This window comes from Ramlibacter pinisoli, assembly GCF_009758015.1.
GTDB lineage: Bacteria > Pseudomonadota > Gammaproteobacteria > Burkholderiales > Burkholderiaceae_C > Ramlibacter > Ramlibacter pinisoli.
Window position 1 is genome coordinate 944285 of the sequence record NZ_WSEL01000003.1, and the last position, 22692, is coordinate 966976.

The following is a 22692-nucleotide window of genomic DNA, read 5'->3' on the forward strand; positions in this document are numbered from 1 at the left end:
TTGCTCCTCAACGACTCTGCGTGGTCACGGGTGCGGGGGCGGGGGACGTGGACAGCAAGTCACCCCAGTTGGTGCGCTTTTCCATTTCGATCCGGGTCTTCTCCGGGATCGACGGCTGGTTCTGGTGCGGCTCCCAGCCGCCCCCCAGGGCCTTGTAGAGGGAGATCAGGTTGGTCGCGATGTCCGACTGGGCCTGCGCCAGCGTGGTCTCCTCCTGCAGCAGCGCCCGCATCGAGTCGAGCACGCGCTGGAAGTCGACCGCGCCCTCGCGGTACTGGATGAAGGCCAGCTCGGACGAGCGCAGGGCCGAGGCCGCCGAGTTCTGCGCGAAGGCCGCGATCTGGTGCGACCGCACGTAGCCCGTCACGCCGTCCTCGGCCTCCTGCTGGGCGCGCAGCACCACGGCCTCGTAGTTGACCAGGCTCTGCTGCAGCCGGGCGTCCTCGACCCGGATGCTGTTCTTCGTCCGGTCGTAGTTCAGGATCGGCAGGTAGATGCGCGGGCCGATCGAGTAGAAGCCGCTGTTGATGTCCAGCCCGCCCCCCGTGGACAGGTAGCCGATCGTCCCGGAGATGGAGATGCGGGGATAGAGGTCGGCGGTGGCAAGGCCCACGCGCGCCGACTGCGCGAGCGCCGCGTACTCGGCGCCGCGGATGTCGGGACGGCGGCGCAGCAGTTCGGCCGGCATGCTGATGCCCACCGAGGCCGGTGCGACAGGGATGCGGGCCGACGTGCCGAGCAGTGCCTGCACCTGTCCCACCGGCTGCCCGATCAGCGTGCTGAGCGCGTTCTGCGTCAGGCTCAGGCTCAGCTGGTAGCGCGGGATCGACACCCGGGTGCTTTCCAGCAGCGTGCGGGCCTGCTGCACGTCCAGGTTGGACGTGGCGCCATTGCGGTAGCGCACGTCGGCGATGCGGAAGCCCTCCTCCTGCAGCCTGACGTTCCGCTGCGCCAGCGCGATCAGGGCCTCGTAGGTGCGGATCAGGGCGTACGAGCGGGCGACCTCCGCGCTGAGGGTGACCAGCGCCGTGTCGTAGTCGGCCATGCTGGTGACCAGCCGCGCCTCCTCGGAGCGCGCCAGGTTCTTGTAGCGGCCCCAGAAGTCGATCTCCCAGGCCATGTCGAAGCCGGCCTGGAACTCGGTGAAGTGGCGGTCGAAGTTGGCGGTGTTCGGTGCCTCCCGGCTCAGCCCGACCGCGGTCGCCTGGCCGAAGAGGGCCTGCACCTGCGGGTATTGCTGTCCGACGGCCAGGGCCAGCTGGGCTCTCGACTCCGCGATGCGCAAGCCTGCGGCGCGCAGCGAGAGGTTCTGCTGCCAGGCCATTTCGATCAGCTGGTTGAGGATGGGGTCGTTGAAGCTGCGCCACCACGCACCGTCGACGGCCTTGGCCTTGTCGAGCAGGGCTTCGTCCGCCGCCGACCACTGGGCACTGGCCTGCGTTTCCGGCTTGGCGAATTCCGGACCGACCGTGGTGCACGCGGCCAGCGCCGTCGCCAGCACGAGCGGAGCGAACGCACGATGCCGGGAGCCGCGCGGGCGCGCAGGCGGTCGGTGGTCTTGGGGACGCATGGGAATCTCCTCGTCTGAAGGGTGGATTGCCGTCCGTGCTGCTCGCCTCAGCCCATGATGTGCATGCCGCCGTCGACGTAGACGGTGCCGCCCGTGATCCGCCGTGCGTACGGCGTCGCCAGATAGGCGCAGGCGAAGCCCACGTCCATGATGTCCACCAGCTCGCCCACCGGCGCCCGCTCCGAGGCTTCGTTCAGGAGCAGCTCGAAATCCTTCAGCCCCGAGGCGGCGCGCGTCTTCAGCGGCCCGGGCGAGATGGCGTGCACGCGGATGGCCTGCGGCCCCAGCTCGTAGGCCAGGTAGCGGCAGCTGGCCTCGAGGGCGGCCTTCACCGGTCCCATCACGTTGTAGTTGGCCACCACCTTCTGCGCCCCGTGGTAGCTCATGGCCATCATGGTCCCGCCCTCCTTCATCAGCGGCGCGGCCAGCCGGGCCATGCGGATGAACGAGTGGCAGGAGATGTCGATGGCCTTGGCGAAGCCGTCGGCACTGCACGCGTGCAGCGGCCCCTGCAGGTCCTCCTTGGGCGCCCAGGCGATGGAATGCACCAGGATGTCCAGGCGGCCCCAGTCCTTCGCGACGCGCTCGAACACCGCCTCCAACTCGCCGGCGTGGGACACGTCGCAGGGCATGAGGATCGGCGCCTGCAGTTCGCGCGCCAGCGGCTCCACGTAGCTGCGCGACTTCTCGTTGGCGTAGGTGATCGCCAGCTCCGCCCCGAGTTGGCGGAAGGCCGAGGCGCAGCCATAGGCGATCGAATGCTCGTTGGCGATGCCGACGACGAGGGCCTTCTTGCCTGCCAGCGCCGGGTGGTGGGTTGCTGCGGTCATGGTGCGTGGGTTCTCATTGCAGGGACATGGTCACGTGGACCACGCCGCCTTCATGGCGGGTCTCGGACGGCAGGCCGCTGGCACGGAACACCGCCAGCATCGGCACGTTCTCGTGCAGCACCTCGGCCACCAGCTTGCGCACGCCGTGCTGGCGCGCGATGGCGACCAGGTGCTGCAGCAGCAACCCGCCCATGCCGCGTCCCTGCCACTGGTCGGAGACGCCGAAGGCCACCTCGGCCTCGCCGGGCTCGGTGACGATGTAGCGGCCGGCGCCGACGATCGCGTCGTCGGCCACCGCCACCAGCGCCACGTGGTGCACGAAGTCGATGTCCAGGAAGCGCTGGACCTCCTCCTCGCTGAAGGACCGCCGGGGCGCGAAGAAGCGGCGCCGGATCGACTCCGGGCTCATGTCGACCAGCACGTTGCGCATGCCCTGGCGGTCGGTCGGACGCTGGGCCCGGATCGTGATGGTGCTGCCGTCGCGCAGGGTCGCGCGCGCCGCGTGCCGGCTGGCGTCGGCCCCCGCTTCGGCGCCGGCCGCCCCGAGCAGCGTGCGGGTATGCCGGGCGATCATTAGCTCCTCGTTGGTCGGCACCACGTAGGCCGCCACCCGACTGCTCTCCTTGCTGATGCGCGGGCCGCCTCGGGTGTTGGCGGTGGCGTCCAGTGCCACGCCCAGCCAGGCGGCGTCCTCGCAGACGCGGCGCCGGATCAGCGGCGCGTGCTCGCCGATGCCGGCCGTGAAGACCAGCGCGTCCACGCCGCCCAGCGCGGCGACGAGGGAGCCCAGTTCGCGCCGGATGCGGTACAGGTAGAGGTCGACCGCGGTGCGGGCGCGGACGTCGTCGCTGTCGAGCAGGGCCCGCATGTCACTAGAGATGCCCGACACGCCCAGCAGGCCGGACTGCTTGTAGACCAGGTTCTCGATGGCGCGCACGTCCATGCCGCGCTGGTCCATCAGGTACAGGATCACGCCCGGGTCGAGCGAGCCGCAGCGCGTTCCCATGGGCAGGCCGTCGACGGCGGTGAAGCCCATGGTGCTGGCCACGCTGCGGCCGTCGGCCATTGCGCACATGCTGGAGCCGTTGCCCAGGTGCAGCACGACGGCGCGCCCGCGGGACACGCGCGCGTCCACCTGCGGCAGCACCGAGGCGATGTACTCGTAGGACAGGCCGTGGAAGCCGTAGCGCCGCACGCCCTGGGCGTGCATCTCGGCGGGCAGCGCGAACATCTGCGCGAGCTCGGGGTTGCCGCGGTGGAACCCGGTGTCGAAACAGGCCACCTGGGGCATGGCCGGCAGGCGCTGCATCAGCAGCTCGATGGCCGCGAGGTTGTGCGGCTGGTGCAGCGGTGCCAGCGGCACGAAGGCCCGCAGCGCCTCCAGGGTGCGCTCGTCCATGCGCACCGGCCGGGCGAAATGCATGCCGCCGTGGACGACCCGGTGGCCGATGGCGGCCAGGTTGTCGGCGCCCAGGTGCTCGCGCACCCGGGGAATGAGGTGGTCCAGCGCACCCTCGTGCCCCAGTTGCACGCCATCGCCCCAGGACTTGGCGTCCACCTGCCGGCCGGCCGCATCCAGGGCGACGAAGCGCGGGCTGGTGTACAGCCCCTCGACCTGGCCGCGCAGAACGAGGTCCAGCTCCTTGCCGCGCAGCAGGAACAGCGAGTACTTGATGCTGGACGAGCCGGCGTTCAGGACCGCAATGGCGTCGGGCATGGCTGGCCTTCCCGCCCGCTACTGGACGGCCTTGGACAGCGCTTCGCGGCGTGCGTGCGCCACCAGCGATGCCACCGCGCACGAGGCCAGCCGGGTCGTCACCGAGTCGGCGCGGCTGGTCAGGATGATGGGCACCTTCGCGCCCAGCACGATGCCGGCGGCATCGGCCTGTGCCAGGAAGCTCAGGCTCTTGGCGAGCATGTTGCCCGCCTCCAGGTCCGGCACGATCAGCACGTTGGCGCGGCCGGCGACCGGCGAGTCGATCTTCTTGATCGCCGCCGCCTGCAGGTTGATCGCGTTGTCCAGCGCCAGCGGCCCGTCGAGCACGGCTCCGGTGATCTGGCCGCGGTCGGCCATCTTGCACAGGGCGGCCGCCTCGACGGTCGAGGGGATCTTGGGGTTGACCGTCTCCATCGCCGACAGGATGGCGACCCGCACCTCCTGCTGCCCCAGCGCATGGGCGAGGTCGATGGCGTTCTGGACGATGTCGATCTTCTCTTCCAGCGTGGGCGCGATGTTCACCGCCGCGTCGGAGATGATCAGCGGGTGCTCGTAGCTGGGGACGTTCATCACGAACGAGTGGCTGATGCGGCGCGCGGTGCGCAGGCCGCCCTCGCGCGAGACCACCGCGGCCATCAGCTCGTCGGTGTGCAGGCTGCCCTTCATCAGGCACTCGACGCGGCCCTCGCGCACCAGCCGCACCGCCTCGACGGCCGCGGCATGGCTGTGCGGTGCATCGACGATCTCGATCCCGGCGATGTCCAGCTCCGCCTTGCGCGCCGCCGCCGCAATGCGGGCCGACGGGCCCACCAGCACGGGCTTGATCAGTCCCATGCTGGCCGCGTTGACCGCCCCGGTCAGCGACGACTCGTCGCACGGATGCACCACCGCGGTCGGGATCGGCGGCAGCGTCCGGGCGCGCGCCAGCAGGCGCTCGTAGGCTTGGTGTTGGCTCATCGGGAAGCTCCGTGCTGCGCCCGGCTCGGGCGGCGCCGGGTCCTGGCCGCGCCGTTGCCGGCACCTACGCTGTCACGGATGCGCTGCAGGAGTTGCAACTGCTCCGGCTGGGGCTTGATCTTCTGCACCCGCTGGTCGGCCAGCAGGGTTTCCAGCAGCCGCACCAGCCGGTCCCGGTCGGCCTGCTCGTGCAGCAGGTGCGGCAGGGTCGCCAGCGCCTGCTCGGGCTCGAAGCGCACGATCAGCTCCTGCTCGCCGCGCACGCGCCGCGCCTGGTCCAGGGTCATCGGCGGCAGCAGGTCCTTGTAGTCGCTGATCAGCTCCTTCTTGAGGTCCAGCCGCGACAGCGGCAAGGGCTCGCCCTTGCGCGCGAGCAGGATGGCCGCGCGGGCGGCGGCCTCGGCGTAGCCGCCGTGGTCGATGGACGCCAGCGCCTCCTTGACGATGGGAAGCTGCCGCGGATCCTGGGGCCCCGGCTCGGCATCGCTCCGTACCCCGTCGTCCATGTACAGGCCGAACATGTTGCCGTACAGCTCGAAGAAGCGGGCCTCGCTGCTCGCATCGCGCACCGCCCGGTAGAAGTCCAGCGCGGCGCTCGTCAGCTCGGCCATCGCCTTCTCGCTGCGGCGCATCGGGTGGTCGGCCGGCAGCGCCGCGCGCTGCTTCTTCACCATCTCGGCCGCCGGCTTGAGCCACCACAGCGCGGGGTTGAGGTCGGAGAAGGCCCAGCGCTGGACGCGCAGCGGATGGAACGCACGTTGCACCTCGCCGCCGATCTCGCTCGACCAGGCCTGCACCAGCGGGCGCGCGAACCGCTCGTAGGCGCGCTGGTTGAAGTCGGACACGGCCGCCACCGCCTCGAAGGGCTTCTCGTCGGCCCGCTTCATCCGGTTCAGATGCTTGACGACATCCTCCAGCCGTCGCTCCTCGAAGCTCACCTCGTAGGCCGGCTGCCCGTCCGCGCCCTTGCGATCGGTGATGTGCATGGCGTACAGGCCGGGCGGCATCACCTCGATCGACTCCATCACGTTGACGATCTGGGTGTGCTCCTTCTTCGCCACCCGCCCGGACACGAAGATGCCCAGATGGCCCACGTCCTTGTGCACCAGGCCGACGATGACCTGGCCGCGGGCCTTGATCTCCTCGGTGCTGCCGTACACGTCGGCCACCCAGTTGAAGGCCTGCTCGGGCGGCGTGATGTTGTCGCCGATGGAGGCGAACAGGATGATCGGCACCTTCATTGCCCGCAGGTCGAACACTCCGCCCCGCCCGGTCTCGACTTCGCCCGACCAGAGCTTGTTGCCGACGAACAGGTTGCGGGTGATCCACTCGATCTCCTCGCGGTTCATCAGGTAGTAGCCGCCCCACCAGCGCTCGAAGTCCAGGAAGCGCGGCGGCTCGGTGTCCACGTTCTCGAACACGTGGTAGTACTTGTCCCAGTAGGTATTGGCCGGGTTGAGGCCCTCGAAGTTCTGCACCAGCCAGGCACCGTCGAAGGTACCGCCGGCCAGGTCGGAGGTGAGCGACGCGAGCCAGGTGCCGCCCAGCAGGCCCCCCGAGTAGCGCATCGGGTTGTCGCCCTCGCCCTGCTCCCAGGCGCCGCTCCAGTACGACATCGGGGCGCCGTTGATGACGACCGGGCCGGTGTCGTCCGGGTTGGACGAGGCCAGCATCATCGCGGCCCAGCCGCCCTGGCAGTTGCCGATGATGGCGGGCTTTTCCGAGTCGGGGTGCAGCTCGCGCACCCGGTGGACGAACAGCGCCTCCGTGTTGCACACGTCGAGCAGGGTCTGCTCCGGCTCCGGCTTGGGATAGAAGATGACGAAATAGACCGGGTGGCCCGCGCGCAGGGCGGCGCCCACCTCCGAGTCGTCCTTCATGCCGCCGATGCCGGGCCCGTGGCCCGCGCGCGGGTCGATGATCACGTACGGTCGCTTGCGCGCGTCGACCTTCACGCCCTCCGGCGGGACGATGCGCACCAGGGCGTAGTTGACCGGCTTGCCCAGCGTCCGCCCGTCCATCACCATCTCGTAGTCGAAGTGCAGCACCGGCGGTAGGCCGGCGCGGGACCGCTCGACGTAGATGTTGCCGCGCTCGCGCAAGGTGTCCCAGAACAGCACCGTGCGCTGGGCAACGTCGGTGGCGTAGGCGGTGGCGCTGCTCCACCACTCCCACGGTGTCTGCGCCGACGGCGCGACCGGCGCCCCATCCGTTGCGTAAGCCTTGCGGGCGCGCTCGACGAACTGCTGCTGTGCGATCCTGAGCCGTTTCTGCATCAGCTCCGCCACTTTGGCGGACAGCTCGATGCGGCGGGTGAGACGGCGGGCTGGATCATTCATGGGGTTCCCATCTGCATGGTTGGCGGCCCGGCGGGACAGGTGGCGGTCGAGGGGCGCCCGGGTCGTCCCGCTGGAGAGGGCTGCGGCCCATCCTCGTGACTTCAATCCATCTCACCAATTGGACGAAGGTCCAACGACAGAGTGGGAACCTCGGTATTCGAGGCCGTCCGGGCGCGCGCCCACCGATGGGACCTTTGTCCAATGTGCAAAGCCGGGGTGGCTTCCATACTCGACTCAGCCTCCCGGAGACGAGGCCACGGAGACACCATGCGCAAGCAGTTCCTGGTCGCTGCCAGCGCGGCAGCTCTGTGCAGCGTGCGGAGGGCCAGCCCATGACAGTCCCCGGCCGGTTCACCCCGCTGCTCGCCGCCGGCATCGCCCTGCTGGCGGGGTGCGCCTATGCCCCGGTGCAGAGTTCCTTCCAGTTCGACCGCCACCCCGGCGTGTTCATGGAGACGCGGTGGCAGTACGGCTACGGCTACGACTACCTGGCCACCTACGTCGTCAACCGCAGCACCGTCGACAAGTGCGTCTGGACGCAGCGCCTGGACAGCCGTGTGCTGCGGCCGAACGAATCGTGGCTGGTCAGCGAAGTGCAGTCGCCCGGCAGCATCGGCGTGGCGAACGTCGTCCCCAGCGACCCGAACTGCCTGAAGGCGAAGAGCTCCTTCGGCGGCCCGTGAGCCGCCCGTCCGGGGACAAGGCACCGGCGCCGGTACGGGCAGGCAACCATGGCGTTCGACAACAGCGACTTCATCCCCACCGCCCAGGCCCTGGCCCCGTCGCTGGCGGTGGGACTGCTGCTGGGGCTCGAGCGTGGCTGGCGCGAGCGCGAGCTGGCCGAAGGCGGCCGCGTGGCGGGTCTGCGGACCTTCGGCCTGATCGGCCTGCTGGGGGGACTGCTGGGGCTCGATCTCGACCCGCTGCCGTTCGCCGCCGGCCTGCTGGCCATTGCCCTGCTGTTCGTGGTGTCCTATGGCAGGGCCTCGCGGGCCGGCGGGACCCTGAGCATCACCAGTGCCGTCGCCGCCTTCGTCACGTATGCACTGGGCGCACTGGCGGCCAGCGGCTCGCCGATGGTGGCCATCGCCGCGGCGGTGGTGGTGGCGCTGCTGCTCGACCTCAAGGCCGTCCTGCACCGCTGGCTGCGCCTGATCGAACCGGCCGAACTGAACGCCCTGCTGCAGCTGGGCGTGCTGTCGGCAGCGGTGCTGCCGGCGCTGCCCGACGTCGGCATGGGCCCCTACGCCGCCATCAACCCGTACAAGACCTGGCTGGCCGTGATCCTGATCGCGAGCCTCTCGCTGGCCGGCCACGCGGCCACGCGCATGGTCGGCGCCCGGCAGGGGTTGCTGTGGGTCGGCCTGCTCGGCGGGTTGGCCTCCTCCACCGCCGCCACGCTGTCGCTCTCGCGCACCGTGCACAGCCGTCCCGAACTCGCCGCGGCCGGTGCGGCGGCCATCCTGGCCGCCTGCGGCGTGATGTTCGTGCGCATGGCGATCGTGGTCACCGTGCTGCAGCCGCAGGCCGCGCTGCGGCTGGGACTGCTGCTGGTGCTGCTCGCGGCCGTCTGCCTGCTGCTGGCCTGGCTCTGGTGGCGCCGGGCCGCCCACGACCAGGCCGCTCCCGACGGCAGCGAGAAGGAAGAGGACTCGCGGGTGTTCGACCTCGGCGCAGCCATGATGTTCGGCGCCTCTCTGGCCGCCATCGCGGTCATCGCCCGTGCGGCCCGCGATGCATTCGGCATCGCCGGACTCTATGGCGTGGCCTTCGTGTCGGGCCTGGTCGACGTCGACGCGCCGATGATCTCCAGCCTGCAGATGGCCGCGCAGGGCCAGCTGGCGCCGACCGGCCTGTCCATCACGGTGCTGCTGGCCGCGGTGGCGAACCTGGTCAGCAAGGCCACCATGTCGTGGGCCGTCGGGGGTGCGCGGCTGGGTGCGGCCGTGGCGCGCGGCTACCTATTCGTGGGCGCGGCGGGCGCGGCCATGCTGGCCGGAATGGCCGCGCTGGGCTGAGGGAGGAAGGCGCGCCAGGGCGTGCCTGGCGGCCGGGAGTGTGGTGGAGCTGGCGGGAATTGAACCCGCGTCCGCAAGCCTTCTCCGCGCAGTTCTACATGTTTAGCGATCTGATTTGGATCTCGCCACCTGTGTCGCGCAGTCGCACGCTACACCGGCCGCCAGTGCCCTATTGTCTCGTCCCGATCCAAGGCACCCGGATCAGGACCAGCCTATGAAGATTCCCTCACAGCCTGGAGCTTGCGCCCCTTGCCCAGCCCATAGGCCAACTGTTGTGAGGCTCACCGGTGTTTAAGCGGCGAGTGCGAAACGTTCGTCGTTTGCAGTTACTTGGTTTCAGCGGATTAACGAGGTGACTGAACCTCGACATGCCCTGCTGCGTGTCCGAACCCACGTCGAAACCAGTGCAGCCCCAGGAGCCTCTATTTTAGGCCGCGCGGGCCGGCTTCAAGAGGTCCAGCAATGCCAGCGGCGTGGAAATACTGGCGTCGGCCCGCCAGGCACCCACGTCGGGCCTGCCGCCGAGGTAGCCATAGGTGGCGGCGACGGTCGCCATGCCGGCCGCACGGCCGGCGACGATGTCGCGCTCGTCGTCGCCCACGTACACGCACTGCCCGGGCGCAAGGCCCAGGCGGCGTGCCGCCTCGAGCAACGGCTCGGGATGCGGTTTCGAATGCGGCGTGCTGTCGCCGCCGACGACGGCGCCGGCCGTCGAGAACAGCGGCATGGCCGCCGTCAGCGGACCGGTGAAGCGCATCGATTTGTTGGTGACCACGCCCCACGCGAGTCCGCGCTCGACGAGCCGTGCCAGCAGGTCGGGCACGCCCTGGAAGGCGAAGGTCGACTGGGTCATCCGCTGTTCGTAGCTGCGGAAGAACTCCTCGCGCAGGGCCGGGAAGTCGGCGTGATCGGGCGTGATGCCGAACGCGATGCCCAGCATGCCCCGGGCACCGGCACCGGCCATGGGCCGGTACACATCCAGCGGCAGCGAGGGCAGACCGCGCGCCACGCGCATCTGGTCGGCCGCGGCGCCGAGGTCGGGAGCACTGTCGATCAACGTGCCGTCCAGATCGAACAGCACGGCACGGAGGCCTTCGAACATGGTCAGGTCCTGCGGGTCGCGACGAGGTAATTGACCAACGTGTCGTCGGTCATCCGGTAGCGCCGCGTCAGCGGGTTGTACGCCAGGCCGCGCGTGCCGTCCCATTGCAGGCCGGCGTCGCGGCAGTAGGCCGCCAGTTCGGACGGCCGGATGAACTTCAGGTACTCGTGCGTCCCGCGCGGCAGGAGGTTCAGCACGTACTCCGCGCCCACGATGGCGAACAGGAACGACTTGGGATTGCGGTGGATGGTCGAGAAGAACACCGAGCCTCCCGGCTTGCACAGCGTGGCACAGGCGCGCACGACCGACGATGGGTCGGGCACGTGTTCCAGCATCTCCATGCAGGTCACCACGTCGTAGTGGCCCGGCTGTTCGGCCGCGAGCGTCTCCGCGCTGACCTCGCGGTAAGCCACATTCGGCGTGTTGGCCTCCAATGCGTGCAGTTGCGCCACGCGCAGGGGCTTGGTGGCCAGGTCGATGCCCAGGACATGGGCGCCGCGCCGGGCCATCGAATCGGCCAGGATGCCGCCGCCGCAGCCGACGTCGAGCACCTGGCGGCCGGCCAGCGGCGCCTGCGCCTCGATCCATGCCAGCCGCAGCGGGTTGATCTGGTGCAGCGGCCGGAACTCGCTCTCGGTGTCCCACCAGCGATGGGCCAGCTCGGAAAACTTGGCCAGCTCGGCCGGGTCGGCGTTGAGGGTGCCTTCGGTCATGGGCGTCGATTGTGGCTTGCGCGCCACCCGTTACGGACGGCGAAAAAGGAAAAGGGCCCCGGCAGGGGCCCTTTGTCGTGATCCCGGCGGGGATTACTTGTTGGCGCGGGTGCCGACCACTTCGATTTCCACGCGGCGGTTCTTGGCGCGGCCTTCGGAGGTCTTGTTGTCGGCGACAGGCTGCTTCTCGCCCTTGCCTTCGGTGTACACGCGGTTCTTCTCGATGCCCTTGGACACGAGGTAGGCCTTCACGGCTTCGGCGCGCTTCACAGACAGCTTCTGGTTGTAGGCATCGGCGCCGACCGAGTCGGTGTGGCCGACGGCGATGATCACTTCCAGGTTGATGTCCTTCACCTTGCCGACCAGGTCGTCGAGCTTGGCGCGGCCTTCCGGCTTCAGCACGGCCTTGTCGAAGTCGAAGAAGGCATCGGCGGCGTACGTCACCTTGGTCGCGGCGGGCGGCTGCGGAGCCGGGGCCGGCGGCGGCACGACGGCCGGCGGCGGGGGCGGGCTGGCAACCGGGGCCGGGGGCGGCGGCGGGGGCGGGGGAACCAAGGCACCATCGCAGCCCTTGGCGGCGGAGGCGGGGGTCCAGGTGGAATCGCGCCAGCAGAGTTCCTGCGTGCTGTTCTTGAACACCAGTTCGCGGGTGCTGTTCTGGACGTTGTCGATCCGGCTCCCGCCATCGGCAGCGACGGGAGCGGTTTGCGCGCCGGCGACCGACGAGAGCGCCGCAGCTGCAAACAGCATCGCCACTTGGTTCAGTTTCTTCATGGTTCTCCTCTTGAGGGGAAAAAGCCGCAGTTGCGCTGCGTGAAAGCTACGATTCAAGTGACCATTCACCGAATACGTCCGATTGATTGTGCCACACGTCCTTACACAATCAACCGTGGGCCCTGGGAACGCGGCGTAGGACAACACCGCGTTACCCCCGTTTGTTGCTGGCTCGCGACATGGGTCGCCGACCGGTAAAATCTCGCGTTTCAGCGCGCCGCCAGCCCTTCCTGCATGACCCAATTCGCCAAAGAAACCCTGCCCGTCAGCCTCGAGGAGGAGATGCGGCGGAGCTACCTCGACTACGCCATGAGCGTGATCGTGGGCCGTGCGCTGCCGGACGCGCGTGACGGATTGAAACCCGTGCATCGGCGTGTTCTGTACGCCATGCACGAGCTGAACAACGACTGGAACCGGCCGTACAAGAAGTCGGCCCGTATCGTCGGCGACGTCATCGGCAAGTACCACCCCCACGGCGACCAGTCGGTCTACGACACCATCGTCCGGCTGGCGCAGGACTTCTCGATGCGCCACATGCTGGTCGACGGCCAGGGCAACTTCGGCTCGGTCGACGGCGACAACGCCGCGGCCATGCGCTACACCGAGATCCGGCTGGCCAAGATCGCGCACGAGATGATCGCCGACATCGACAAGGAAACGGTCGATTTCGGTCCCAACTACGACGGCAGCGAGAAGGAACCGCTGGTCCTGCCGAGCAAGCTGCCCAACCTGCTGGTCAACGGCTCGGGCGGCATCGCGGTGGGCATGGCCACCAACATCCCGCCCCACAACCTCAACGAGGTGGTGGACGCCTGCCTGCACCTGCTGAAGAACCCCGACGCCTCCATCGACGAGCTGATGGAAATCGTGCCGGCGCCCGACTTCCCCACCGCCGGCATCATCTACGGCATCAACGGGGTCAAGGAAGGCTACCGCACCGGCCGCGGCAAGGTGGTGATGCGCGCCAAGTGCCACTTCGAGGACATCGACCGCGGCCAGCGCCAGGCCATCATCGTCGACGAGCTCCCCTACCAGGTCAACAAGAAGACCTTGCAGGAGCGCATGGCCGAGCTGGTCCACGAGAAGAAGATCGAGGGCATCAGCCACATCCAGGACGAGAGCGACAAGTCCGGCATGCGGCTGGTCATCGAGCTCAAGCGCGGCGAGGTGCCCGAGGTCGTCCTGAACAACCTCTACAAGCAGACCCAGCTGCAGGACACCTTCGGCATCAACATGGTGGCGCTGATCGACGGCCAGCCCCGCCTGTGCAACCTGAAGGACCTGGTCGAAGTCTTCCTGCAGCACCGCCGCGAGGTGGTCACGCGCAGGACGGTGTTCAACCTGCGCAAGGCGCGCGAACGCGGCCACGTGCTGGAAGGCCTGGCGGTCGCGCTGGCCAACATCGACGAGTTCATCCGCATCATCCGTGAGTCGCCCACGCCCCCGGTGGCCAAGGCCGAGCTGATGTCGCGCAGCTGGGACAGCCAGCTGGTGCGCGAGATGCTCACCCGCGCCAGGGCCGACGGCGGCACCATCAACGCCGACGACTACCGTCCCGAGGGCCTCGACCGCGCCTACGGCATGGGCGGCGACGGCCTGTACCGGCTGTCGGACACGCAGGCGCAGGAAATCCTGCAGATGCGGCTGCAGCGCCTGACCGGCCTGGAGCAGGACAAGATCGTGGCCGAGTACAAGGAGGTCATGGCCGAGATCGACGACCTGCTCGACATCCTGGCCCGCCCCGAGCGCGTGTCCACCATCATCAGCGAGGAACTCACCGCCCTGAAGCAGGAGTTCGGCCAGACCAAGCTGGGCGCCCGCCGCAGCATCGTCGAGCACAACGCGCAGGACCTCGCCACCGAGGACCTGATCACGCCCACCGACATGGTGGTCACGCTGTCGCACCTCGGCTACGTCAAGAGCCAGCCGCTCTCGGAGTACCGGGCCCAGAAGCGCGGCGGCCGCGGCAAGCAGGCCACGGCGACCAAGGAAGACGACTGGATCGACCAGCTCTTCATCGCCAACACGCACGACTGGATGCTGTGCTTCTCCAACCGCGGCCGGCTCTACTGGCTCAAGGTCTGGGAGGCGCCCTCGGGCTCGCGCGGCTCGCGCGGCCGGCCCATCGTCAACATGTTCCCGCTGGCCGAGGGCGAGAAGATCAACGTGGTGCTGCCGCTGACCGGCGAGTTCCGCAGCTTCCCGGCCGACCACTATGTGTTCATGGCCACGTCCATGGGCACGGTGAAGAAGACGGCGCTCGACGAGTTCAGCAACCCGCGCAAGGCCGGCATCATCGCCGTCGACCTCGATGAGGGCGACTACCTGATCGGCGCGGCACTCACCGACGGCAAGCATGACGTCATGCTGTTCTCCGACGGCGGCAAGGCGGTGCGGTTCGACGAGAACGACGTGCGGCCGATGGGCCGGGCGGCGCGCGGCGTGCGCGGCATGCTGCTGGACGAAACGCAGAGCGTCATCGCCATGCTGGTGGCAGAGGACGAGCAGCAGAGCGTGCTCACCGCCACCGAGAACGGCTACGGCAAGCGCACGCCGATCGGCGAGTACACCCGCCACGGCCGCGGCACCAAGGGGATGATCGCCATCCAGCAGAGCGAGCGCAACGGCAAGGTGGTCGCCGCCACGCTGGTGCACGCCGACGACGAGATCATGCTCATCACCGACAAGGGCGTGCTGGTGCGCACCCGCGTCAGCGAGATCCGCGAACTCGGCCGGGCCACCCAGGGCGTCACGCTCATCGGCCTCGACGAGGGTTCCAAGCTCAGCGGCCTGCAGCGCATCGTCGAGAACGACGCCGCGGCCGGCGAAGCCGACCCGCTGGATGCCACCACGCCCGGCGGGGAGGGCTGATCGCATGCCCCGCGACCTGGCGCAGCTGCGCACCGAAATCGACGCGGTCGACCGCGAACTGCTGGCGGCACTGAACCGCCGAGCGGCCCTGGCCAACGAGGTGGGTGAACTCAAGCGGGCCGAGGGCTCGCCCGTGTTCCGCCCCGAACGCGAGGCCCAGGTCATCAACGGCCTGCAGTCCCTCAACCCCGGCCCGCTGAAGGCCGACAACGTCGCCACCATCTGGCGCGAGATCATGTCGGCCTGCCGCGCACTGGAGGCCCCGCAGCGCGTGGCCTACCTGGGCCCGGCCGGCACCTTCAGCGAGCAGGCCGCGGTCCAGTTCTTCGGCTCCAGCATCGAGCACGTGCCCTGCGTGAGCTTCGACGAGGTGTTCCAGGCTGCGACGGCCGGCACCGCCGACTTCGGCGTGGTGCCGGTGGAGAACAGCACCGAGGGTGTGGTCACCCGCTCGCTCGACCTGCTGCTCGGCTCGCCGCTGCACATCGTCGGCGAGCTCAGCCTGCTGGTGCGCCACCACCTCCTGCGCAAGGAAGCCTCGCTCGACGGCATCCAGGCCGTGCTGGCGCATCCGCAGGCCCTGGCCCAGTGCCAGGGCTGGCTGTCCAAGCACCTGCCGCAGGCCGAGCGCCGCGCCGTCGCCAGCAACGCCGAGGGCGCCCGGCTGGCCGCCACCAACCCGGCCTGGGCCGGCATCGCGGGCGAGAGGGCCGGCAGCGAGTTCGGCCTGCACATCGCCGCCCACGCCATGCAGGACGAGGCGTTCAACCGCACCCGCTTCGCCATCGTCTGCCTGCCGCAGACGCTGGCCGCGCCCCAGGCCTCGGGACGCGACTGCGTGAGCCTGGTGGTCTCGGTGCCCAACCGGCCCGGCGCCGTGCACGACATCCTGGTGCCGCTGAAGCAGCACGGCGTGTCGATGACACGCTTCGAGTCGCGGCCCGCCAAGTCGGGCCAGTGGGAGTATTTCTTCTTCATCGACGTCCAGGGCCACCCCTCTCAACCCCACGTGGCGGCCGCCCTGGCCGACCTGCGCGGGCTGTGCGCGTTCTACAAGGTCCTGGGCACGTACCCGGTGGCCGATTGAGCATGGCGCCAACGACAACGACCAGGACGGAGTGACAGCATGTTCGAGCAGTTGGGCCTGATCGGCTGCGGCCTCATGGGAGGCTCGTTCGCGCTGGCGCTCAAGCGCGCTGGCCTGGTCAAGCGCGTGGTGGGCTACAGCAAGTCGCCCTCGACGACCCAGCGCGCCCTCTCCATGGGCGTGATCGACGTCGAGGCCCCCTCGGCCCTGCTGGCCGTCTCGGGCGCCGACATCGTGCTGCTGGCCGTGCCGGTCTCGGCCACCGAGGCCACGCTCAAGGCCATCCGCCACCTGGTCAGCAAGGACATGCTGATCATGGACGTCGGCTCGACCAAGCGCGACGTCATCGACGCGGCCCGTCGCGTCCTGCGCGACAACATCGGCGCGTTCGTTCCCTGCCACCCGATCGCCGGCAAGGAAGCCTCGGGCGTCGACCACGCCGACGCCGACCTCTACGTGGGCAAGCAGGTCGTCGTCACGCCGATCGAGCGCACCCTGCCCGGCCACCTGCAGCGCGCCATCCAGGTCTGGGAGGCGCTGCAGTGCAACGTCACGCGCATGACCCCCGAGTCGCACGACGCGGCCTTCGCGGCGGTCAGCCACCTGCCGCACCTGATCGCGTTCGCGCTGGTCAACGGCATCGCCTCGCAGCCGCAGGGCCAGGAGTTCCTGCAGCTGGCCGGCCCGGGATTCCGCGACTTCACCCGCATCGCCGCCGGCGAGCCCAAGCTCTGGCGCGACGTGCTGCTGGCCAACCGCCAGGAACTGCTGGCCCAGTCGCAGGTGTTCCAGCGCACGCTGCAGGCCATGGAAGCGATGGTCGAGGCCGGCAACGCCGACGCGCTGGAGGGCTTCATCGCCCAGGCCAGCAACCTGCGCGCCAACTGGCGCATGGGTGCGAAGAAGCCCTGACAATCGACGGATGTTCAGCACCGACTTCCTCGACATCCCGGCGCTCGAGGCGGCCGGCGGCGAGGTGGCCCTCCCGGGCTCCAAGAGCATTTCCAACCGCGTGCTGCTGCTCGCGGCGCTGTGCGACGGCACCACCACCGTCCACGACCTGCTCGACTCCGACGACACCCGCGTCATGCTCGACGCCCTGCGCGCGCTCGGCTGCGGGGTGGTGCACCGCGGCGCGGCGGTCGAGATCACCGGCTTCGGCGCCCGCGGGCCGGTGCGGCAGGCGCGCCTGTTCCTCGGCAATGCCGGCACCGCCATGCGGCCGCTGGCCGCGGCGCTGGCCGTCCTGGGAGGCGACTTCGAGCTGAGCGGCGTGCCGCGCATGCACGAGCGCCCGATCGGCGACCTGGTCGATGCCCTGCGGCAGCTCGGCTGCCGGATCGACTACCTCGGCCAGCCAGGCTTCCCGCCGCTGCGGCTGGGAACACCAGACCTTCGGCTCGACCAGCCGATCCCGGTGCGCGGCGACGTCTCCAGCCAGTTCCTCACCGCGCTGCTGATGGCCCTGCCGCTGGCGGCACAGCGAAATATCGTCATCGAGGTGGTCGGCGAGCTCATCTCCAAGCCCTACATCGAGATCACGCTCAACCTGCTGGCGCGCTTCAGCATCGCCGTGCAGCGCGAGGGCTGGCGCCGCTTCACCATCCCGGCCGGCAGCAGCTACCGCTCGCCGGGCGAGGTCCACGTCGAGGCCGACGCCTCGTCGGCCAGCTACTTCGCCGCCCTGGGCGCCATCGCCCGCCCCTCGGTCCCGGGCCGGGGCATCCGCATCCTGGGCGTCGGCTCGCAGTCGATCCAGGGCGACATCCGCTTCCTGGAGGCCGCCGAGGCGATGGGCGCCCGGGTCACCAGCGGGCCGAACTGGGTCGAGGTGGCGCGCGGCGCCTGGCCGCTGAAGGCGGTCGACCTGGACTGCAACCACATCCCCGACGCCGCCATGACGCTGGCCGTGATGGCCCTGTACGCCGACGGCCCCACCACCCTGCGCAACATCGCCAGCTGGCGCGTCAAGGAGACCGACCGGCTGGCGGCCATGGCGGCCGAACTGCGCAAGCTGGGTGCCACGGTCGAGGAAGGCACCGACTTCCTGCGCGTGACCCCGCCGGCCCGCTGGGGCGCCGCCGCCATCCGCACCTACGACGACCACCGGGTCGCCATGTGCTTCTCGCTCGCCGCCTTCAACCCGGACGGCGTGCCGGTGCGCATCCTCGATCCCCAGTGCGTCGCCAAGACCTTCCCCGACTACTTCGAGACCCTGTTCGGCGTCGCCAGCACCGCCACCGCGCGCGTGCCGGTGATCTGCGTCGACGGTCCCACGGCCTCGGGCAAGGGCACGCTGGCTGCCGAGACGGCCAACCGGCTCGGCTACCACTACCTCGACTCGGGCGCCCTGTACCGCATCACCGCGCTGGCGGCACTGCGCGCCGGGCTGGCGCTGGACACCGCGCACGAGCCTGCCATCGCCACCCTGGCCGCCACCCTGCCGGTGCGGTTCCACGCCGGCCGCGTGCTGCTGGCCGGCCAGGACGTCACCGAGGCGATCCGCACCGAGGAAGCCGGCATGAACGCCTCGCGCGTCTCGGCCCTGCCGGCCGTGCGCGCGGCCCTGGTCGACCTGCAGCAGTCGTTCCGGCGCCTCCCCGGCCTGGTGGCCGACGGCCGCGACATGGGCACGGTGATCTTCCCGGACGCCCCCATGAAGGTCTTCCTCACCGCCAGTGCCGCGCGGCGTGCCGAGAGGCGTCATAAGCAATTGATTTCAAAGGGCAATCCTGTTACACTTGATGCCCTTCGCGCCGACCTCGAGGCGCGCGACGCACGCGACTCCCAGCGTGCCGTGGCGCCCCTGAAGCCGGCGCAGGATGCCCTCCTGCTGGACAACTCGGAGCAATCGGTCGAAGACTCGGTTGCCCAGGTGCTGGCCTGGTGGCAAGCCAGGCAGCCGTTCGCGGCGGCCTGAGAAACTGAAAGCGACCCTCGCGGGTCGCGATGAAGCGGCCGTCACTGGCCGCGAACAGGCGGTCCGCAAGGGCCGCGCAAGGTCCGCAACGCCCCTCTCGCGCAGCAGCGCACTGGCGGTGCGGTTCGTCAACCAACCGCGGCGCAAGCCGCACCTGACCGCCGTCCCAGTCTTAGAAACAGAGGCAATGGTGCCGCTGGAAACCTGGCGAACGTGCAAGGAACCTGAATGTCTGAATCTTTTGCCGCCCTGTTCGAGGAATCGCTGACCCGCTCCGAAATGCGCGCCGGCGAGGTCATCACCGCCGAGGTGGTCCGCATCGAGCACAGCTTCGTCGTCGTCAACGCCGGCCTCAAGTCCGAGGCGTACGTGCCGATCGACGAGTTCAAGAACGACAAGGGCGAGGTCGAGGTCGAAGTCGGTGACTTCGTCTCGGTCGCCATCGACGCCATCGAGAACGGCTACGGCGACACCATCCTGTCGCGCGACAAGGCCAAGCGCCTGGCTTCCTGGATGGCCCTGGAAAAGGCCCTCGAGTCCGGCGAGTTCGTCACCGGCACCACCAGCGGCAAGGTCAAGGGCGGCCTGACGGTCCTCGTCAACGGCATCCGCGCGTTCCTGCCCGGCTCGCTGATCGACACCCGTCCCATCAAGGACCTCACGCCGTACGAGAACAAGACCCTGGAATTCAAGGTCATCAAGCTCGACCGCAAGCGCAACAACGTCGTGCTCAGCCGCCGCGCGGTGGTCGAGGCGTCGATGGGCGAGGAGCGCGCCAAGCTGATGGAGACCCTCAAGGAAGGCTCCATCGTCCGCGGCGTCGTCAAGAACATCACCGAGTACGGCGCATTCGTCGACCTCGGCGGCATCGACGGCCTGCTGCACATCACCGACATGGCTTGGCGCCGCGTGCGCCACCCGTCCGAGGTGGTGCAGGCCGGCCAGGAAATCACGGCCAAGATCCTCAAGTTCGACACCGAGAAGAACCGCGTCTCGCTGGGCCTCAAGCAGATGGGCGACGACCCCTGGATGGGCGTCTCGCGCCGCTATCCGCAGGGCACCCGCATGTTCGGCAAGGTCACGAACATCGCCGACTACGGCGCGTTCGTCGAGCTCGAGCCCGGCATCGAGGGCCTGGTGCACGTGTCCGAGATGGACTGGACCAACAAGAACGTCGCCCCCAGCAAGATCGTCTCGCTGGGCGACGAAGTCGAGGTCATGGTCCTGGAAATCGACGAGGACAAGCGCCGCATCAGCCTGGGCATGAAGCAGTGCAAGGCCAACCCGTGGCAGGAATTCGCGCAGAACACCAAGCGCGGCGACCGCGTCAAGGGCCCGATCAAGTCGATCACCGACTTCGGCGTGTTCGTCGGCCTGGCCGCCGGCATCGACGGCCTGGTGCACCTGTCCGACCTGTCCTGGAACGAGCCCGGCGAGACCGCCGTGCGCAACTACAAGAAGGGCCAGGAAGTCGACGCCATCGTGCTGGCCGTCGACGTCGACCGCGAGCGCATCAGCCTGGGCATCAAACAGCTCGACTCCGACCCGTTCACCACCTTCGTGTCGGTGCACGACAAGGGCTCGGTCGTCAGCGGCAAGGTCAAGACCGTGGACCCCAAGGGTGCCGAGGTCGACCTGGGCCACGAGATCGTGGGCTACCTGCGTGCCTCCGAGATCAGCCGCGACCGCGTGGAAGACGCGCGCAACGTGCTCAAGGAAGGTGACGAGGTCACGGCCGTGGTGGTCAACATCGACCGCAAGACGCGCAACATCCAGCTGTCGGTCAAGGCCAAGGACATGGCCGACGAGCAGGGCGCGATGGCCAACCTGAGCCAGCAATCGACGCGCGAGAACGCCGGCACCACCAACCTGGGCGCCCTGCTCAAGGCCAAGCTGGAGAAGTGATCCGTGGCGCATCGGGCGCGCGGCAGGGAATGGGCGGGTCCCCCGCCCTCCCCCAGCCGACGCCCGGCGCCCGGCGCTGCAACCTGACGCGACATGACCCGATCTGACCTCGTCGAAGAACTGGCCGGCCGCTTCGGCCAGCTCACGCACCGCGACGCCGAGTACGCCGTCAAGGCCATCCTCGACGCCATGGGCGACGCGCTGGTCCGTGGCCACCGCATCGAGATCCGCGGCTTCGGCAGCTTCTCGATCAACCGGCGGCCGCCGCGGCTGGGGCGCAACCCGCGATCGGGCGAAAGCGTGCAGATTCCGGAAAAGCGCGTCCCCCACTTCAAGCCGGGCAAGGCCCTGCGCGAGGCGGTGGACCAGCGCACCCAGGAGCTCGAGGGACGCGGCTGACCCGCGTCCTTACAATCCCCGCCAGCAGGGGAGCACGATGAAATACCTCATGTGGCTGCTCAAGGCAGCCATTTTTTTTACCCTCTTCGCCTTCGCGCTGAACAACCAGCAGGCGACCACCGTGCACTTCTTCTTCGGCACGGCCTGGAGCGCCCCGCTGGTGCTGGTGGTGCTCACCGCCTTCGCCGCCGGCGTGCTGGTCGGCGCGCTGGGCATGGTGCCGCGCTGGCTGCGCCACCGCGCCGCGCTGCGCCGCCAGGCCGCCGCCACCGGCCACCCCAGCTCGATGCTCGACACGCGCACGCATGGACTTTGACCTGAGCTGGCTGCTGTGGGGCCTTCCCATCGCCTTCGGCCTGGGCTGGCTGGCCTCTCGCCTCGACCTGCGCCAGCTGCGCATCGAGAACCGGCAGGCGCCCAAGGCCTACTTCCAGGGCCTGAACCACCTGCTCAACGAGCAGCAGGACCAGGCCATTGACGCCTTCATCGAGGCGGTGCGCAGCGACCCCGACACGTCCGAGCTGCACTTCGCGCTGGGCAACCTGTTCCGCCGCCGCGGCGAGTACGAGCGGGCCGTGCGCGTGCACGAGCACCTGCTCTCGCGCGGCGACCTCAGCCGCGCCGAACGCCACCGCGCCCAGCATGCACTGGCGCTCGACTTCCTCAAGGCCGGCCTGCTCGACCGCGCCGAGGAGGCCCTGCGCAAGCTCGAGGGCAGCGCCTTCGAGGGCCAGGCCCTGCTGGCGCTGCTGGCCATCTACGAGCGCTCGCGCGACTGGAAGAACGCCGCCGAGATCGCCGCCCGCCTCGAGGCCTCGGGCCAGGGCAGCTTCGCCAACCGGCGCGCGCACTACCTGTGCGAACTCGCGTCGCAGGCCGGCGACGGCCAGGGCGAGGCCATGGTGCGCGAGGCCATGGGCATCGCGCCGGCCGCCGCCCGCCCGTCGATGGAACTGGCCGGGCTGCAGCGCCGCTCCGGCGATGCCGGCCAGGCCTTCGGCACGCTGGCCCAGCTGGCCGAGGCCTCGCCGTCCACCGTGCCGCTGATGGCCCGGCAGCTCGCCCAGTGCGCGGTCGCCAGTGGCGCCCGCGCACTGGGCGAGCGCGCACTCGCCATCCTGCGGGCCAGCTACGAGCAGGTGCCCTCGCTCGACGTGCTGGAGGCGCTGGTCGCACTCGAGCCGGAGCAGGCGCGCGCCTGGTACGCGCGGCACCTCGAACGTGAACCGTCGCTGGTCGCGGCCACCAAGTGGCTGGCCGGCGAGAAGCTCGGCGACGAGCAGGTGCATCCGCGCCTGCAACGCGCGCTGGAACACGCGTCCAAGCCCCTGGTGCGCTACCGCTGCGCGGCCTGCGGCTTCGAGGCCAACCAGCATTTCTGGCAATGCCCGGGCTGCCAGGCCTGGGACAGCTACCCGCCGCGGCGGGTGGAAGAGCTATGACTCCCCCCCGAAGCGGCCTGCGGCCGCCTCCCCCTCGAGGGGGCGCCA

18 protein-coding genes, 1 other RNA gene and 1 pseudogene are annotated in these 22692 nt (G+C 69.5%); 10 read left to right on the plus strand and 10 right to left on the minus strand.

Annotation, left to right across the window (positions count from 1 at the left end):
• Positions 1 to 7: 7 nt before the first annotated feature.
• From GON04_RS05700 to GON04_RS05720, 6 genes and pseudogenes are all read right to left on the minus strand, one after another.
• A complete protein-coding gene (locus GON04_RS05700; protein WP_157396977.1) occupies positions 8 to 1570 on the minus strand; it encodes an efflux transporter outer membrane subunit in 1563 nt (520 codons plus the stop codon).
• 47 nt (positions 1571 to 1617) lie between these two features.
• Positions 1618 to 2400 (minus strand): enoyl-ACP reductase FabI, encoded by a 783-nt coding sequence (gene fabI, locus GON04_RS05705; RefSeq protein WP_157396978.1) that lies wholly within the window; start codon positions 2398 to 2400, stop codon positions 1618 to 1620.
• Positions 2401 to 2413: 13 nt separating this feature from the next.
• Entirely contained in the window at positions 2414 to 2971 is a 558-nt protein-coding gene (locus GON04_RS26725; RefSeq protein ID WP_370530051.1) for a GNAT family N-acetyltransferase, read from the minus strand.
• A pseudogene (locus tag GON04_RS05710) lies at positions 2945 to 4117 on the minus strand (acetate/propionate family kinase); the annotation flags it as partial. The gene GON04_RS26725 and the pseudogene GON04_RS05710, both read right to left, overlap by 27 nt.
• An 18-nt stretch (positions 4118 to 4135) precedes the next feature.
• Positions 4136 to 5074: a phosphate acetyltransferase gene (locus tag GON04_RS05715; RefSeq protein ID WP_157396980.1), complete on the minus strand. Its 939-nt coding sequence runs from the start codon at positions 5072 to 5074 to the stop codon at positions 4136 to 4138.
• Positions 5071 to 7413 (minus strand): DUF3141 domain-containing protein, encoded by a 2343-nt coding sequence (locus GON04_RS05720; RefSeq protein ID WP_157396981.1) that lies wholly within the window; start codon positions 7411 to 7413, stop codon positions 5071 to 5073. The genes GON04_RS05715 and GON04_RS05720 overlap by 4 nt, the downstream gene beginning before the upstream one ends.
• Positions 7414 to 7745: 332 nt before the next feature.
• Between GON04_RS05720 and GON04_RS05725 the strand changes: the two genes are divergently transcribed.
• Together GON04_RS05725 and GON04_RS05730 are read left to right on the plus strand one after the other, a co-directional pair.
• Positions 7746 to 8096: a hypothetical protein gene (locus GON04_RS05725; RefSeq protein ID WP_157396982.1), complete on the plus strand. Its 351-nt coding sequence runs from the start codon at positions 7746 to 7748 to the stop codon at positions 8094 to 8096.
• A gap of 48 nt (positions 8097 to 8144) precedes the next feature.
• Positions 8145 to 9431 carry an MgtC/SapB family protein gene (locus GON04_RS05730; RefSeq protein ID WP_157396983.1) on the plus strand — a complete coding sequence of 429 codons (1287 nt, stop codon included), beginning with the start codon at positions 8145 to 8147 and terminating at the stop codon, positions 9429 to 9431.
• 41 nt (positions 9432 to 9472) lie between these two features.
• On the opposite strand, the gene ssrA is transcribed toward GON04_RS05730, so the two are convergent.
• From ssrA to ompA, 4 genes are all read right to left on the minus strand, one after another.
• Positions 9473 to 9845: a transfer-messenger RNA gene (gene ssrA, locus GON04_RS05735) on the minus strand.
• Positions 9846 to 9858: 13 nt separating this feature from the next.
• Positions 9859 to 10533, minus strand: a complete 675-nt coding sequence (locus GON04_RS05740; RefSeq protein WP_157396984.1) for an HAD-IA family hydrolase — start codon at positions 10531 to 10533, stop codon at positions 9859 to 9861.
• 2 nt (positions 10534 to 10535) lie between these two features.
• Positions 10536 to 11246, minus strand: coding sequence for a bifunctional 2-polyprenyl-6-hydroxyphenol methylase/3-demethylubiquinol 3-O-methyltransferase UbiG (gene ubiG, locus GON04_RS05745; RefSeq protein WP_157396985.1), 711 nt, complete (start codon positions 11244 to 11246; stop codon positions 10536 to 10538).
• Positions 11247 to 11339: 93 nt separating this feature from the next.
• Positions 11340 to 12020 carry an outer membrane protein OmpA gene (gene ompA / locus GON04_RS05750; RefSeq protein ID WP_157396986.1) on the minus strand — a complete coding sequence of 227 codons (681 nt, stop codon included), beginning with the start codon at positions 12018 to 12020 and terminating at the stop codon, positions 11340 to 11342.
• A gap of 234 nt (positions 12021 to 12254) precedes the next feature.
• Between ompA and gyrA the strand changes: the two genes are divergently transcribed.
• The 8 genes from gyrA to lapB all read left to right on the plus strand — a co-directional run bounded on the left by gyrA (position 12255) and on the right by lapB (position 22644).
• Complete coding sequence (gene gyrA, locus GON04_RS05755) at positions 12255 to 14891, plus strand: DNA gyrase subunit A (RefSeq protein ID WP_157396987.1); 2637 nt, start codon at positions 12255 to 12257, stop codon at positions 14889 to 14891.
• A gap of 4 nt (positions 14892 to 14895) precedes the next feature.
• Positions 14896 to 15978, plus strand: coding sequence for a prephenate dehydratase (gene pheA, locus GON04_RS05760; protein ID WP_157396988.1), 1083 nt, complete (start codon positions 14896 to 14898; stop codon positions 15976 to 15978).
• A 39-nt stretch (positions 15979 to 16017) separates the two neighbouring features.
• The gene (locus GON04_RS05765; protein ID WP_157396989.1) at positions 16018 to 16890 is read left to right on the plus strand and encodes a prephenate dehydrogenase; all 873 of its coding nucleotides are present in this window, start codon (positions 16018 to 16020) and stop codon (positions 16888 to 16890) included.
• 10 nt (positions 16891 to 16900) lie between these two features.
• Positions 16901 to 18898 carry a bifunctional 3-phosphoshikimate 1-carboxyvinyltransferase/cytidylate kinase gene (locus tag GON04_RS05770; RefSeq protein WP_157396990.1) on the plus strand — a complete coding sequence of 666 codons (1998 nt, stop codon included), beginning with the start codon at positions 16901 to 16903 and terminating at the stop codon, positions 18896 to 18898.
• Between the two features lie 228 nt (positions 18899 to 19126).
• The gene (gene rpsA, locus GON04_RS05775) at positions 19127 to 20803 is read left to right on the plus strand and encodes a 30S ribosomal protein S1 (protein ID WP_157396991.1); all 1677 of its coding nucleotides are present in this window, start codon (positions 19127 to 19129) and stop codon (positions 20801 to 20803) included.
• Positions 20804 to 20896: 93 nt separating this feature from the next.
• Complete coding sequence (locus GON04_RS05780) at positions 20897 to 21202, plus strand: integration host factor subunit beta (protein WP_157396992.1); 306 nt, start codon at positions 20897 to 20899, stop codon at positions 21200 to 21202.
• Between the two features lie 37 nt (positions 21203 to 21239).
• Positions 21240 to 21518: a LapA family protein gene (locus tag GON04_RS05785; protein ID WP_157396993.1), complete on the plus strand. Its 279-nt coding sequence runs from the start codon at positions 21240 to 21242 to the stop codon at positions 21516 to 21518.
• Entirely contained in the window at positions 21508 to 22644 is a 1137-nt protein-coding gene (lapB, locus tag GON04_RS05790; protein ID WP_157396994.1) for a lipopolysaccharide assembly protein LapB, read from the plus strand. The genes GON04_RS05785 and lapB overlap by 11 nt, the downstream gene beginning before the upstream one ends.
• Positions 22645 to 22692 lie beyond the last annotated feature (48 nt).